Raw genomic sequence first — 15,848 nt, forward strand, 5'->3', positions numbered from 1 at the left:
GAAAGCGGCGCGAAAGGACTTAGCTGAACAGAGAGTAGAAGATTGCGGAGATTGCAATCAGACCCATCACGACAACGAATACGTTGCTGATGTGACCGCTGTATTTACGCATTGCCGGTACTTTCTGAATTGCGTACATCGGCATCAGGAACAGGATCATCGCGATGATTGGGCCGCCCAGGGTTTCAATCATACCCAGGATGCTCGGGTTCAGGGTGGCAACAATCCAGGTCGTTACCAGCATGAACAGCGCAGTGATACGGTTCAGCTTGTTGATTTCGATAGACTTACCTTTACCACGCAGAGATTTAATCACCATACCGTTGAAGCCTTCACGTGCGCCCAGGTAGTGGCCGAGGAAGGATTTGGTGATAGCGATAATCGCGATAATCGGAGCCATCCACGCGATGATCGGCGCGTTAAAGTGGTTAGCCAGGTAAGACAGAATCGAGATGTTCTGCTCTTTAGCCGCAGCCAGGTCTGCCGGAGTCAGGCTCAGTACGCAGCTGAAGACGAAGAACATTACGGTCAGCACCATCATGATGTGTGCGAATGCCAGGATCTTCGAGCATTTCTGTTCTGCCATATCGCCGTACTCTTCACGCTTCGCAACGGCGAAAGAAGAGATGATCGGAGAGTGGTTGAACGAGAACACCATTACCGGAATTGCCAGCCACAGTGTCATCCACAGACCGTTTCCGGTTGCAGATGCAGTGTCCAGAGACAGCGTTTCCAGTGCTGCGCCGTTCCACTGCGGGATCAAGTACAGAGCCAGCAGCATCAGTACGCCAACAAACGGGAATACCAGAATACTCATCGCCTTAACGATCATTTGCTCACCGAAGCGAACGATGGTCATCATACCCACGATCAGGATCAGCGACAGAATCGCACGCGGCGGTGGCGTCATACCCAGCTGGTGAGACATGAAGCTTTCAACTGTATTGGTGATTGCCACGCTATAAACCAGCAGGATCGGGTAGATAGCGAAGAAGTAGAGCAGGGTAATCAGTTTACCTGCGCCAATACCAAAGTGTTCTTCTACAACCTCGGTGATGTCTTCGCCCGGGTTTTTACCAGACAGTACGAAGCGAGTCAGGCCGCGGTGAGCAAAAAACGTCATCGGGAACGCAAGGATAGCCATGATGATCAGCGGGATCATACCGCCAACACCAGCGTTGATTGGCAGGAACAGCACGCCCGCGCCGATTGCCGTGCCGTAAAGGCCCAGCATCCACATGGTGTCTGTCTTGCGCCAGGCACTACGAGAGTCTTTCGACGCAATCGTGCTGGTTTGAGTCGTTTCCATCTATTTCTCCTGGAGGAATGCAAATAATTCAGCTTTTAGCCAGTTCAGCCCGGGAAGGTGCCTGACCGTAAAAATGAAATCTGTCTATCGGCGATGGCTTAATCATTTTCCACCGTAATAATTTGAGGGCGGAAAGATACACACAAGTTATGTATCTATCAGTGATCTTGATCCCAAATACAATAATCTACTTGGAAGATAGATAATCCCAACGCTTTACTCTGTAAATCAAAAGTAAAAGAGAATTTAAGGGCAATATTTACCCATTAAACGACATCTGACTTCTTACGGGGCGCGCAATATATGTAGGTTGAACTGAAAAAATCAATACTTTTAGTTAATCATGGCGATAATTTCTTTTTCATGGCGATAAAATGTGGTTTATGAAAATAGGGAAACGTTTGCGTTTCAACATAAATTGTATGACATATTAACTGTGGTGATATTTGTCGCGTGAGGGTGGTAGGAAACATTCATATAACAAATGAAATGAGTTGATGAGTAAGTGACCAAAAACGAGAAAACCCGGCAACAAACGTCACCGGGGGAGGGGAGATTACGTGCAGATTTCGTAGCAAGGGATGTAGGCTGAGCCTGGCAACTTCATACGATGCTGGGCAACAAAACCCTGTAGCAGGTCGTCCATACGACGCATAATTTCTTTATCGCCGTTGATTTTGTAAGGACCAAACTCTTCAATGGCGCGAATACCGACTTCTTTTACATTACCCGCCACAATACCGGAGAACGCACGGCGCAGGTCGGCAGCCAGCACTTCAACGGGTTGATCCGGGTAAAGCTTCAGATTAGCCATATTCTCGTGAGACGGCTCAAACGGCATTTGCAAATCTGGCGCAATGCGCATTGACCAGTTAAAGCTGTAAGCGTCACCAGTGTCGCGGCGATTTTCTTTCACCAGCGGCATCGATTTTTTCATCTGACGAGCGACTTCAGCGGCGTCATCAATGATGATGCGGTAATGGCGGCGCGCGTTTTCACCCAGCGTATGCACGACAAACTCGTCCAGTACGCGGAAGTAGTCGGCGCTCTCTTTCGGGCCGGTGAGGATCAATGGTAAAACCTGATCTTTGTTGGCCGGGTTCATTAAAATTCCCAGCAAATACAGCAACTCTTCTGCTGTACCCACACCGCCAGGGAAGATAATGATACCGTGAGCGATACGGACAAACGCTTCCAGACGTTTTTCGATATCTGGCATGATGATCAATTCGTTGACCAGCGGGTTAGGCGGTTCAGCGGCGATAATCGACGGCTCTGTCATACCAATAAAGCGACTGTCTTTGTAACGCTGCTGCGCGTGTCCGACCGCAGCACCTTTCATCGGAGCTTCCATCGCTCCCGGACCACAGCCGGTGCAGATATTCAGCTCACGCAGGCCCAGCTGGTTCCCGACGCGACGGGCATACAAATACTCGTTTTCGTTAATTGAGTGACCGCCCCAGCAGACCACCATATTTGGCGCTTCACCGACATGCAGCGCGCGAGCGTTACGCAAGATGGAAAAGACCAGGTTAGTGATGTGGACGGAGTTGTCGAGATTCAGGTTGGGAAAACGAACGGTGTTATGAATTTGCCCATAAACGAAGAGAATGTCACGCAGAACCGCGAACAAGTTGGCCTGCAAAGCGCGAATAATTCGCCCATCGACAAAAGCCTCTTCCGGGGGATTTATCAGTTCCAGCTTTACGCCGCGTTCACGGCGCAGGACGTTAATATCGAAATTTTCAAAACGAGACAGCAATTCTTTGCTGTTATCGGTCAAACTACCGGAGTTCAGTACGGCAAGTGAACAGTTGCGAAACAGTTGATAGAGGTCGCTGCTGGCGGTGCGTTTAAGCATATCCACTTCCAGCTGCGACAACATATCCATGGAGCCAAGCGGGCTAATATGTGTAATCAAGAAAAACTCCTTATGGGACGAATATCGTCATTCCCTTTGATTACAATAGCCCTGCCTGCTGACCTTTCACAACCTTCTGCGTGAATCCAGCACGCAAAATTGAGAAAAAATTTATTGCCGAACCAGTCTTGTGGTCGATGGGACAAAATCGTTATTACTGCGCCACGGGTTAATGTCCAGACCGCCACGACGGGTATAACGTGCGTAAACGCTCAATTTTTCTGGCTGGCAGAAGCGTAACAGGTCATTAAAGATGCGTTCCACGCACTGTTCGTGGAACTCGTTGTGATGACGGAAAGAGACCAGGTAACGCAGCAGTTTTTCTCTGTCAATTTGGCGTCCACGATACTGAATTTGGATCGAACCCCAATCTGGTTGATGGGTGATCAGGCAGTTTGATTTCAGCAGGTGGCTGACAAGCGTCTCTTCCACTACTTTTTCACCGCTGGTGGCATTCTCCAGATAGTCAGTAGTGAATTCATAGTTATCGATAGTGATATCCTGGTCATCAATGCAGGTGCCATTGAAATGACCTATCGGCTGGCCTTCCAGTTCATCAAGACGATATAACGCCACGCTAACCTTACCCTGGGCGCAAGTGCTTAAGTCGCGCTCCAGCGTCTGGCGCACCTCATCCCAGTTATTAAAACGCGTCTGGTTAAAACTGTTGAGATAGAGCTTAAAACTCTTCGACTCAATCAGATTTACGCTGGTGTAATCAAGTTCAACATGACCGACAGCGACCTGCGGCAAACCTTTCGCATTCAGCCAGGAAAGTTCATACAGCGTCCAGATATCCGTACCGTGAAAAGGCAGGTTATCCGCTTTCAGACCCAGCGGGTCGCGATTCAGGCTGCGTGGAACGCCTTGCAGTAGGCTGGCGTCATAGGTATCCCGGTAATCGGTTGATTTTCCAAGAGTCAGGCCCGCAAGTGCCTGATGGTTTGCATAAGAAGACATGTTTCACCGTCATAAACCAGATAAACTAAACGACAAGTGTATCTGGTTTAAGTGAAGAGAGAAATTAGTGGACGATTTGACCGCACAAGCCCTGAAAGATTTTACTGCACGCTACTGCGATGCGTGGCATGAAGAGCATAAAAGCTGGCCGTTAAGTGAGGAACTGTACGGCGTTCCTTCACCGTGCATTATTTCAACTACCGAAGATGCCGTATACTGGCAACCCCAGCCGTTTACCGGGGAACAAAATGTAAACGCGGTTGAACGCGCTTTTGATATTGTGATACAACCCACGATTCATACCTTTTATACGACTCAGTTTGCCGGGGATATGCACGCGCAGTTTGGCGATATCAAACTGACATTGCTGCAAACCTGGAGTGAAGACGACTTCCGTCGGGTGCAGGAAAATCTGATTGGTCATCTGGTGACTCAGAAAAGGCTAAAACTGCCGCCCACGCTATTTATCGCGACGCTGGAAGAAGAGTTAGAGGTCATCTCGGTGTGTAATCTCTCCGGTGAAGTGTGCAAAGAGACGCTAGGAACACGTAAACGGACGCATTTAGCCTCAAATCTTGCGGAATTCCTTAATCAACTTAAGCCTCTTCTGTAATCCAAATACCCCATCTGGTTGTGAGAGATCTCTTACAGACTCTGTAGGAGATCGCCAGGAAATAAGCGAATACTTAAAAAGATAAGAATCGTTATTCTCATTTAAAAACAACATGTTGCTTGTTAATTCTTAACTTTCATATGAAATTTTCCTTAAGGCATTGTCTGTAAGCGCCTTGTAAGACTTCGAGAAAAAGACGATTCTATCTTCGTCGACAGGGAGTCAGACAACGAAGTGAACATCAGGATGATGACACTTCTGAAGGACACACCAGGATGGTGTTTCAGGGAAAGGCTTCTGGATGAAGCGAAGAGGATGACGCAGGACGCGTTAAAGGACACCTCCAGGATGGAGAATGAGAACCGGTCAGGATGATTCGGTGGGTCAGGAAGGCCAGGAACACTTCAGGATGAAGTATCACATCGGGGTGGTGTGAGCAGGAAGCAATAGTTCAGGATGAACGATTGGCCGCAAGGCCAGAGGAAAAGTTGTCAAGGATGAGCAGGGAGCAACAAAAGTAGCCGGAATGCTGCGAAACGAACCGGGAGCACTGTGAATACAGTGCTCCCTTTTTTTATTCCTGCTATTCTTCGCGGCAGTTTTTCTTATTGAGGTTGCTTTATGACCACTCATGACCGCGTTCGTCTCCAGTTGCAGGCGCTTGAAGCGTTACTGCGTGAACATCAGCACTGGCGAAACGATGAACCCCTGCCGCATCAATTTAACAGTACTCAACCGTTCTTTATGGACACCATGGAACCACTGGAGTGGTTGCAGTGGGTGCTGATCCCGCGAATGCACGATTTGTTAGATAACAACCAGCCGTTACCGGGCGCTTTTGCTGTTGCGCCCTATTATGAAATGGCGCTGGCGACTGATCATCCGCAACGCGCGCTTATTTTGGCTGAGCTGGAGAAACTGGATGCTCTTTTTGCGGATGATGCGAGCTAATGCTGGAAATACTCTATCAGGATGAATGGCTGGTTGCGGTAAATAAACCCTCCGGCTGGCTGGTTCACCGCAGCTGGCTGGATCGCGACGAGAAAGTAGTGGTCATGCAAACCGTGCGTGACCAGATAGGCCAGCATGTTTTTACTGCTCATCGTCTGGACCGACCAACTTCTGGTGTGTTGTTGATGGGATTATCCAGCGAAGCCGGACGGCTGCTGGCACAACAGTTTGAACAGCACCAAATCCAGAAACGTTACCATGCGATTGTGCGTGGCTGGTTGATGGAAGAAGCGGTGCTGGATTATCCACTGGTGGAAGAACTGGACAAAATCGCTGATAAATTTGCCCGCGAAGATAAAGGCCCGCAGCCAGCAGTGACGCATTATCGCGGTCTGGCGACCGTAGAAATGCCGGTAGCGACCGGACGTTACCCGACCACGCGCTACGGCCTGGTGGAACTGGAGCCGAAAACTGGACGCAAGCACCAGCTTCGTCGCCATCTTGCCCATTTGCGGCACCCGATTATTGGCGACAGCAAACATGGTGATTTACGCCAGAATCGCAGCGGCGCTGAGCATTTTGGCCTTCAGCGGTTAATGCTGCATGCCAGTCAGTTGTCATTGACGCATCCTTTTACTGGCGAGCCGCTGGCTATTCACGCGGGCCTGGACGACACCTGGATGCAGGCATTATCACAATTTGGCTGGCGCGGTCTGCTTCCTGAAAATGAAAGGGTTGAGTTCAGTGCGCCATCGGGTCAGGATGGAGAGATAAGTTCCTAATCCAGGGAGAAAACGGTATGGCGGAAATTGGTATTTTTGTCGGCACCATGTACGGGAATTCACTGTTAGTGGCCGAAGAAGCGGAAGCGATTCTGACCGCGCAGGGCCACAAAGCAACGGTATTTGAAGATCCTGAATTAAGCGACTGGCTGCCCTATCAGGATAAGTATGTTCTGGTGGTTACGTCCACGACCGGGCAGGGCGACCTTCCTGATAGCATTGTGCCACTCTTTCAGGGAATCAAAGATAGTCTGGGCTTCCAGCCGAATCTGCGTTATGGCGTGATTGCGCTCGGCGACAGTAGTTATGTGAATTTCTGCAATGGCGGCAAACAGTTCGATGCCTTGTTGCAGGAACAGAGCGCTCAGCGGGTTGGCGAAATGCTGTTGATTGACGCCAGTGAGAACCCGGAACCGGAAACGGAATCAAATCCGTGGGTTGAACATTGGGGCACGATGTTGTCCTGATATGTTCAGCGAGCGGTAAATGCCGTTTTAGCGGTGCTGAATCGAATCTTTTCAGGCAAATGCCAGTAAAAACTGCTTCATAGCGCGGATTTTTACTGGCGTTTGCCTGGAGTCAAGCGATCCATTTCATACTCTTCTTTATTTCTTCGTTTTAACCCTTCCTTTCTTGTTCTTGTTTTCATTTCCGTGAAGTGGATTCCACCGTCCAGGGCTAATGCCAAAATCGGGCCTCATTGAACGCATTAATGTTGTGTTGTTGCACGGTGAGCCGCTATGGCGCGCTTTTTATACTGCTATTGCCAGATATAAACACGCGCCGTATTCGGCGAACGACCTATAAAAACGGCAAAAACACCCTACGTCACCTCTGATTTCCTGCGATGTCGCAGTCCAGAGTGAGCGTGGCTAACGCGAATTTTCAGGAGTGCAACAATGAGTTCTTTAAGTCAGGCTGCGAGCAGTGTGGAAAAACGCACGAATGCTCGTTACTGGATAGTGGTGATGTTGTTTATCGTCACATCCTTCAACTACGGCGACCGCGCTACGCTTTCTATTGCCGGTTCGGAAATGGCCAAAGATATCGGCCTTGATCCCGTGGGAATGGGCTATGTGTTCTCTGCCTTCTCATGGGCGTATGTTATCGGGCAGATCCCTGGTGGCTGGTTGCTGGATCGTTTTGGTTCAAAACGCGTCTACTTCTGGTCGATCTTTATCTGGTCGATGTTTACCTTGCTGCAAGGCTTCGTCGATATCTTTAGTGGATTCGGCATTATCGTTGCCCTGTTTACACTGCGCTTCCTGGTCGGGCTTGCTGAAGCGCCCTCTTTCCCTGGCAACAGCCGCATTGTTGCGGCCTGGTTTCCGGCGCAGGAAAGGGGAACGGCGGTGTCGATTTTTAACTCCGCCCAATACTTCGCAACGGTTATCTTCGCGCCGATTATGGGCTGGTTGACTCATGAAGTGGGCTGGTCACACGTCTTCTTCTTTATGGGCGGTCTGGGCATTGTCATCAGCTTTATCTGGTTGAAAGTCATCCACGAGCCAAATCAACATCCGGGCGTAAATCAGAAAGAGCTGGAGTACATCGCCACGGGTGGCGCGCTGATCAATATGGATCAGCAAAACACCAAAGTTAAAGTGCCGTTCAGCGTGAAGTGGGGGCAGATCAAACAGCTGCTCGGGTCACGGATGATGATCGGCGTTTATATCGGTCAGTACTGTATCAACGCCCTGACTTACTTTTTTATTACCTGGTTCCCGGTTTATCTGGTGCAGGCGCGCGGGATGTCGATTCTGAAAGCAGGCTTTGTGGCTTCTGTTCCGGCGGTTTGCGGTTTTATCGGCGGTGTGTTGGGGGGGATTATTTCCGACTGGCTGATGCGTCGCACGGGTTCACTGAACATTGCGCGTAAAACACCGATCGTGATGGGCATGTTGCTGTCGATGGTGATGGTGTTCTGCAACTACGTCAACGTTGAGTGGATGATCATCGGCTTTATGGCGCTGGCCTTCTTCGGTAAGGGGATCGGTGCGCTGGGTTGGGCTGTAATGGCTGATACTGCGCCAAAAGAGATCAGCGGTCTTTCCGGTGGCCTGTTTAACATGTTTGGTAACATTTCTGGCATCGTCACGCCAATCGCAATTGGTTATATCGTTGGCACGACTGGCTCCTTTAATGGGGCGCTGATTTATGTTGGTGTTCATGCCTTAATCGCGGTACTCAGCTACCTGGTGCTGGTGGGCGATATCAAGCGTATTGAGCTGAAACCTGTCGCGGGGCAATAAGATGACGACACAATCCAGTCCTGTTATTACTGATATGAAAGTCATTCCGGTCGCCGGACATGACAGCATGTTGCTTAATATTGGTGGTGCACATAACGCATATTTCACCCGCAATATTGTGGTACTCACCGATAATGCCGGGTATACCGGCATTGGTGAAGCGCCGGGCGGAGAGGTGATTTATCAAACACTGGTCAAGGCTATTCCGATGGTGCTGGGCCAGGAAGTTGCGCGCCTGAATAAAGTGGTTCAGCAGGTGCATAAAGGTAATCAGGCAGCCGATTTTGATACCTTCGGCAAAGGTGCCTGGACTTTTGAATTGCGCGTTAATGCCGTGGCGGCGCTGGAAGCCGCCTTGCTTGACCTGTTAGGTCAGGCGCTGAATGTTCCGGTCTGCGAACTGTTAGGGCCAGGCAAGCAACGTGATGCTATTACCGTTCTCGGTTATCTGTTTTATATCGGTGATCGGACCAAAACCGATCTTCCTTATCTGGAAAATACGCCGGGCAACCATGAGTGGTATCAGTTGCGGCATCAGAAAGCGATGAACAGCGAAGCCGTTGTGCGTCTGGCGGAAGCCTCACAGGATCGCTATGGCTTTAAAGATTTCAAACTTAAGGGTGGCGTGTTACCTGGCGAGCAAGAAATCGACACTGTCCGTACATTGAAGAAACGCTTCCCTGATGCGCGGATTACCGTTGATCCCAATGGTGCCTGGCTGCTTGATGAAGCCATTTCTCTGTGCAAAGGGCTAAATGATGTTCTTACCTATGCGGAAGACCCGTGCGGCGCTGAGCAGGGTTTCTCCGGTCGTGAAGTGATGGCGGAGTTTCGACGGGCGACCGGCTTGCCCGTCGCGACCAACATGATCGCCACCAACTGGCGCGAAATGGGTCATGCGGTGATGCTCAATGCGGTAGATATTCCACTTGCCGATCCGCACTTCTGGACGCTTTCCGGTGCAGTCCGCGTGGCGCAACTTTGCGACGACTGGGGGCTGACCTGGGGCTGCCATTCTAATAACCACTTTGATATCTCTCTGGCGATGTTTACCCATGTGGGCGCGGCGGCACCGGGTAATCCTACCGCTATCGATACCCACTGGATTTGGCAGGAGGGCGATTGTCGTCTGACCAAAAATCCGCTGGAGATTAAAAACGGAAAAATTGCCGTTCCTGATGCGCCCGGTCTGGGCGTGGAACTGGACTGGGAACAGGTACAAAAGGCACATGAGGCCTATAAACGTCTGCCTGGCGGTGCGCGTAACGACGCAGGCCCGATGCAGTACCTGATCCCCGGCTGGACCTTTGACCGTAAACGTCCCGTTTTCGGCCGTCATTGATTCTGAAAAAGGACATAAATATGAGTTCTCAATTTACGACGCCTGTTGTTACTGAAATGCAGGTCATCCCGGTGGCGGGTCATGACAGTATGCTGATGAATCTGAGTGGTGCACATGCACCGTTCTTCACGCGTAATATTGTGATTATCAAAGATAATTCCGGTCACACTGGCGTAGGGGAAATTCCCGGCGGCGAGAAAATCCGTAAAACGCTGGAAGATGCGATTCCGCTGGTGGTGGGTAAAACGCTGGGTGAATACAAAAACGTTCTGACGCTGGTGCGTAATACTTTTGCCGATCGTGATGCCGGTGGGCGCGGTTTGCAGACATTTGATTTGCGTACCACTATTCATGTAGTTACCGGGATAGAAGCGGCAATGCTGGATCTGCTGGGGCAGCATCTGGGGGTAAACGTGGCATCGCTGCTGGGCGATGGTCAACAGCGTAGCGAAGTCGAAATGCTCGGTTATCTGTTCTTCGTCGGTAATCGCAAAGCTACACCGCTGCCGTATCAAAGCCAGCCGGATGACTCATGCGACTGGTATCGCCTGCGTCATGAAGAAGCGATGACGCCGGATGCGGTGGTGCGCCTGGCGGAAGCGGCGTATGAAAAATATGGCTTCAACGATTTCAAACTGAAAGGCGGTGTACTGGCCGGGGAAGAAGAAGCCGAATCTATTGTGGCACTGGCGCAACGTTTCCCGCAGGCGCGTATTACGCTCGATCCTAACGGTGCCTGGTCGCTGAACGAAGCGATTAAAATCGGTACATACCTGAAAGGTTCGCTGGCTTATGCAGAAGATCCGTGTGGTGCGGAGCAAGGTTTCTCCGGGCGTGAAGTGATGGCAGAGTTCCGTCGCGCAACTGGCCTGCCGACCGCAACCAATATGATCGCCACCGACTGGCGGCAGATGGGCCATACGCTCTCGTTGCAATCCGTTGATATCCCGCTTGCGGATCCGCATTTCTGGACGATGCAAGGTTCGGTACGTGTGGCGCAAATGTGTCATGAATTTGGCCTGACCTGGGGTTCACACTCCAACAACCACTTCGATATTTCCCTGGCGATGTTTACCCATGTTGCCGCTGCCGCACCGGGTAAAATCACCGCGATTGATACGCACTGGATCTGGCAGGAAGGTAATCAGCGCCTGACCAAAGAACCGTTAGAGATCAAAGGCGGTCTGGTTCAGGTGCCAGAAAAACCGGGGCTGGGTGTAGAAATCGATATGGATCAAGTGATGAAAGCGCACGAGCTGTATCAGAAACACGGGCTTGGCGCGCGTGACGATGCGATGGGAATGCAGTACCTGATCCCCGGCTGGACGTTCGATAACAAGCGTCCGTGCATGGTGCGTTAAGACAGAAAACCAAAACCGGCTCTATCTGGAGCCGGTTTGAGACTGATGCCAAACGCAAAATTGCCTGTTGCGCTACGTATCAGGGCTACATCATTTTTTAATTCATTGAATTTAATTGGTTTTGCAGGCCGGATAAGGCGTTAACGCCGCATCCGGCATAAACACAGGCACTTGTCACCAATCTGAAACCAGCGTCATAAAAATCCGGTTGCTACTCGACAAGACGTCCATTACCCGAGAATTTTGCTGGCTTCGCGCGCTACATTATCCATCTCGTCCAACAGTTCCAGCAGCTCCGGCTCTAAATCTTCTTCTTTAGTACCGCTACGTAGCTGTTGTTCGATCAGTTGGCAGAGATTCTTCATACGCGGTACACCGCTATAGCCGCAACTGCCATGCAGTTTATGAATCAAATCAACCAGGCCTTCCGGGTTTTCTCCAACCAGCTGTTCCTCAACTTTGTTGCGAACTTCAGGCAGGAAATCGAGTAACATTTGCAGCATATCGCGCGCTAAATCGGTTTTTCCTGCTGCCTGGCGTAGTGCCAGTTGCCAGTCGAGGGTCGCATTCGGGTTGACCACAATTTCGTTGACTTCGGGCGTCACGACGCGAGAGGAAATACCGCTGCCAGGCTTGTAGCGCAACAGCAAATTATGCAATCGCTCTTCTTCGATCGGTTTGGCCAGATAATCACTCATCCCCGCGCCAAGCAGTTTCTCTTTTTGCCCGGCCATCGCATGCGCCGTTACCGCGATAACCGGCGTTTGCTGCTGATGCGGGAGCTGGTGGATGAGCTCACATGCCCGAATGCCGTCCATGTCCGGCATTTGAATATCCATTAAGATTAAATCGAACGGCATCTGTTTCGCCCGTTCAACCGCCTGATGCCCGCTATCGCAAAGTTCCACATGTTGCACCATATCTTCCAGCAATGCGCCGATAAGTTTCAGGTTAGCGGGGTTGTCATCAACCGCCATGACTGTCATTGCCAGCTTACTTTCATCGGTTACAGGCAAAAGCGTGTTTTGTTTGTGATGACAAAATTCTGTCAGGGCAGGCAACAGGCGCGTAGGTGTTAATGGTTTCAGCAGACACGCGCCGATACCATCTTGCTTAAGTTTTTCAGCATTGACTTGTGCATGGCAAGGAAGTGCCAGCATCAGGAAATCGGTCATCGATACTGCTTTCGCTAATCGCTCATGTTGCATTGTTAGCGGCTCGCGGAAGGTCACCGCTATGCCTAATAACATCATGTCGTAATGCGCGGGAGGCAGCGCGGAGAACGTTGGGCTATAAACCACTTCCAGCGGCGTTTCACTTAAAATATCCAGCGTGCATTGTGCTGCTGCGGAGTTTGGTTCGACATAGGCCAGGCGCTTACCAGCGAGGCACTGGGTGGATGGCCCTTCGATAATAATGTTCGGGTTCAGATCGAGATTAATGTGGAACCAGAAAGTTGAACCGCGATTCGGCTGGCTATGGAACGAAATATCGCCGCCCATTTCATTAACCAGTTTTTGTGTAATCACCAGCCCCAGCCCGGTGCCACCATGACGGCGGGAAATACTGGCATCAGCCTGTCTGAAGGCCTGGAATAAGCGCGATTGATCGCGTTCAGGAATACCAATGCCGGTATCCCGAATCTGCACTTCAATTTGCACTTTGGTATTACTCAGCGCACGTTTTTCTACCAGAATATCAATGTTGCCATTCTCGGTGAATTTAATTGCATTCCCTACCAGGTTAGTGATGATTTGCTGTAATCGTAGTGGGTCGCCGATCACGTTATCAGGCACGTCGCTTTTAATATTGAGCGTCAGTTCCAGCCCTTTATCGTGAGAAGAATGTGCCAGCAGGGTAACGACTTCATCCAGCGTGCTGCGTAGTGGGAATGGAATACTTTCCAGAATCAGCTTACCGGCTTCCAGTTTCGAGAAGTCGAGAACATCATTAATAATTGCCAGCAAATTATTTGCCGAACGTTCAATCGTATTCAGGTGATCGCGCTGCGTTGGTGTTAATTCTGTTTTCAGCGTCAGGCGGGTAAAGCCAATAACACCATTCAGTGGTGTACGCAGCTCGTGTGACATATTTGCCAGAAACTCGGATTTAATACGCGCCGCTTCCTGGGCGCGCTTTTTCGCCAGATCCAACTCAACGTTCTGAATCTCCATTTGCTCCAGCGTCTCACGCAGATCGGACGTCGCCTGGTCGATATTGTGTTGCATCTCTTCGTGATAAGCCGCCAGCGACATTGCCATCGAGTTGATACCGTTTTTCAGCATATCCAGCTCGCCGAGCATAAATCCTTCCACCCGGCTGTCGAGTTGCCCGCGACGGATGCGGTCGACGGTATTCACCATGTTGCGAATCGGACCGGTTACATCGCGCATTAAGCGCCAGCCAAAAATAAGCGCAATACCGATACAAAACAGCATCATCACGCTGGAAATAAAGATCTCTTTATATTGCTGCAAGCGAACCGATTTAAGATCCAGCTCCAGCGCAATATATCCCAGCATATTTTGACTATTTTTGGCATCGCTACTGGGCGATTCGTCGGGGGAGTAACTTTCAGAAATAATCGGCGTGCGGAGGATCATTATATCGCCGTCACGAGTGACAGTGAGCTGGCGAGGAAACGGCACGTTGCTGCCGAGCTGCATTGATGAGGGATCAAGATGAAAATTGGAGGTGACAAAGAGTCGGTTATTTTCATCATAAACCGAAATCGCGCGAACAATATCAGAATGGCGACGATGCAGTACGCTTATTAACTGACCGATAGATTCGCGATTTTGCAGACTCATGCCATATTCAGTAGAAACTGCAAGCGGCTCAATAATGCTGGCACCGGCATCTTCCAGTTGACGCTGCAAGTCGTTATAGCGATGCACGACGAAAAAGATACTCAGCAATAAACCAATAAGGACGGTCGGTGCCAGGATCAGAATCATCATGCGTGCGCGCAGGCTGTAGTTGGTCATGGAGTTCCGTTATGGGACAATTAAGGTCACACTGTTAAATTGAGAAAGTCTCGCCAATGGCGCAATTCTACTCTGCAAAACGACGCACGACGACGCGTCAGATCATAACCGTTTCAGTCAACGACCTCGACTCTTTTGGTCAGGGTGTGGCGCGACATAACGGCAAAACATTATTTATCCCCGGATTATTGCCGCAGGAAAACGCGGAAGTTACTGTTACTGAAGATAAAAAACAGTATGCCCGCGCTAAAGTCGTACGCCGGTTAAGCGATAGCCCGGAACGCGAAACGCCACGCTGTCCTCATTTTGGCGTATGCGGCGGCTGTCAGCAACAACACGCCAGTGTGGATTTACAGCAGCGAAGCAAAAGTGCGGCACTCGCCCGATTAATGAAACACGAAGTCTCTGAAGTGATCGCCGATGTTCCCTGGGGCTATCGCCGTCGCGCGCGTTTAAGTCTGAACTACTTACCGAAAACACAGCAACTTCAGATGGGGTTTCGCAAAGCGGGCTCCAGTGACATTGTCGACGTGAAACAATGCCCCATTTTAGTGCCCCAACTTGAAGCATTGCTGCCCAAAGTCAGGGCATGCCTGGGCAGCTTACAAGCTATGCGCCATCTTGGTCATGTTGAACTGGTACAGGCAACCAGCGGCACGCTAATGATTTTGCGCCATACCGCACCGCTAAGTTCGGCAGATCGCGAAAAACTGGAATGCTTTTCGCATTCTGAAGGCCTGGATCTGTATCTCGCCCCCGATAGTGAGATACTCGAAACCGTCTCTGGTGAGATGCCCTGGTATGACTCAAATGGGTTGCGCTTAACTTTTAGCCCGCGCGATTTTATTCAGGTCAATGCGGGTGTGAACCAGAAAATGGTAGCGCGTGCGTTGGAATGGCTGGATGTGGAACCTGAAGATCGCGTACTGGATCTGTTCTGCGGTATGGGCAACTTTACACTGCCATTGGCGACACAAGCTGCCAGTGTGGTGGGTGTAGAAGGTGTTCCGGCGCTGGTGGAAAAAGGCCAGCAGAATGCGCGTCTTAATGGCTTACAGAATGTGACGTTTTATCACGAAAATCTTGAAGAAGATGTCACAAAGCAGCCGTGGGCGAAAAACGGCTTCGATAAAGTGTTGTTGGACCCGGCGCGAGCAGGTGCCGCAGGTGTTATGCAGCAAATTATAAAACTGGAACCTATTCGTATAGTTTATGTATCCTGTAACCCTGCAACGCTGGCTCGGGATAGCGAAGCGTTATTAAAAGCAGGATATACCATTGCGCGACTGGCGATGCTGGATATGTTCCCACACACGGGACATCTGGAATCGATGGTACTTTTCTCGCGCGTTAAATAGTTACGATTTGCC

Annotated in this window: 12 protein-coding genes; 8 read left to right on the top strand and 4 right to left on the bottom strand. The window is 50.4% G+C overall.

Going from position 1 to position 15,848, the window contains the following annotated elements; genetic code table 11:
• Positions 1–19: 19 nt before the first annotated feature.
• The 3 genes from sdaC to queF form a co-directional block, all read right to left on the bottom strand.
• A complete protein-coding gene (sdaC, locus tag HBM92_RS05395) occupies positions 20–1,309 on the bottom strand; it encodes an HAAAP family serine/threonine permease SdaC (protein WP_000450473.1) in 1,290 nt (429 codons plus the stop codon).
• A 556-nt stretch (positions 1,310–1,865) separates the two neighbouring features.
• Positions 1,866–3,230, bottom strand: a complete 1,365-nt coding sequence (gene ppnN, locus HBM92_RS05400; RefSeq protein ID WP_000627995.1) for a nucleotide 5'-monophosphate nucleosidase PpnN — start codon at positions 3,228–3,230, stop codon at positions 1,866–1,868.
• Positions 3,231–3,341: 111 nt separating this feature from the next.
• Complete coding sequence (gene queF / locus HBM92_RS05405) at positions 3,342–4,190, bottom strand: NADPH-dependent 7-cyano-7-deazaguanine reductase QueF (RefSeq protein ID WP_000100429.1); 849 nt, start codon at positions 4,188–4,190, stop codon at positions 3,342–3,344.
• Positions 4,191–4,257: 67 nt separating this feature from the next.
• On the opposite strand from queF, the gene syd reads away from it, so the two are divergent.
• The 7 genes from syd (at position 4,258) to gudD (ending at position 11,491) form a co-directional block, all read left to right on the top strand.
• Positions 4,258–4,803 (top strand): SecY-interacting protein, encoded by a 546-nt coding sequence (gene syd, locus HBM92_RS05410; RefSeq protein ID WP_000342431.1) that lies wholly within the window; start codon positions 4,258–4,260, stop codon positions 4,801–4,803.
• 621 nt (positions 4,804–5,424) lie between these two features.
• Entirely contained in the window at positions 5,425–5,754 is a 330-nt protein-coding gene (locus tag HBM92_RS05415; protein WP_000206983.1) for a YqcC family protein, read from the top strand.
• Positions 5,754–6,536: a tRNA pseudouridine(65) synthase TruC gene (gene truC, locus HBM92_RS05420; protein WP_000889999.1), complete on the top strand. Its 783-nt coding sequence runs from the start codon at positions 5,754–5,756 to the stop codon at positions 6,534–6,536. The genes HBM92_RS05415 and truC overlap by 1 nt, the downstream gene beginning before the upstream one ends.
• Positions 6,537–6,553: 17 nt before the next feature.
• Positions 6,554–7,003, top strand: a complete 450-nt coding sequence (locus HBM92_RS05425; RefSeq protein WP_000807752.1) for a flavodoxin — start codon at positions 6,554–6,556, stop codon at positions 7,001–7,003.
• A gap of 432 nt (positions 7,004–7,435) precedes the next feature.
• Complete coding sequence (gene gudP / locus HBM92_RS05430; protein WP_000097098.1) at positions 7,436–8,788, top strand: galactarate/glucarate/glycerate transporter GudP; 1,353 nt, start codon at positions 7,436–7,438, stop codon at positions 8,786–8,788.
• Position 8,789: 1 nt separating this feature from the next.
• Positions 8,790–10,130 carry an enolase C-terminal domain-like protein gene (locus tag HBM92_RS05435; protein ID WP_000211810.1) on the top strand — a complete coding sequence of 447 codons (1,341 nt, stop codon included), beginning with the start codon at positions 8,790–8,792 and terminating at the stop codon, positions 10,128–10,130.
• Positions 10,131–10,150: 20 nt separating this feature from the next.
• Complete coding sequence (gene gudD, locus HBM92_RS05440) at positions 10,151–11,491, top strand: glucarate dehydratase (protein WP_000098258.1); 1,341 nt, start codon at positions 10,151–10,153, stop codon at positions 11,489–11,491.
• 230 nt (positions 11,492–11,721) lie between these two features.
• Here gudD and barA read toward each other — a convergent pair whose 3' ends face one another.
• On the bottom strand, positions 11,722–14,478 hold the full coding sequence (gene barA / locus HBM92_RS05445) for a two-component sensor histidine kinase BarA (RefSeq protein WP_000186450.1): 2,757 nt from the start codon (positions 14,476–14,478) through the stop codon (positions 11,722–11,724).
• 56 nt (positions 14,479–14,534) lie between these two features.
• Between barA and rlmD the strand changes: the two genes are divergently transcribed.
• Positions 14,535–15,836 (top strand): 23S rRNA (uracil(1939)-C(5))-methyltransferase RlmD, encoded by a 1,302-nt coding sequence (gene rlmD, locus HBM92_RS05450; protein WP_000046817.1) that lies wholly within the window; start codon positions 14,535–14,537, stop codon positions 15,834–15,836.
• Positions 15,837–15,848: the final 12 nt, after the last annotated feature.

Source organism: Escherichia sp. E.sYA108 (genome assembly GCF_011754335.1).
GTDB classification, from domain to species: Bacteria; Pseudomonadota; Gammaproteobacteria; order Enterobacterales; family Enterobacteriaceae; genus Escherichia; species Escherichia coli.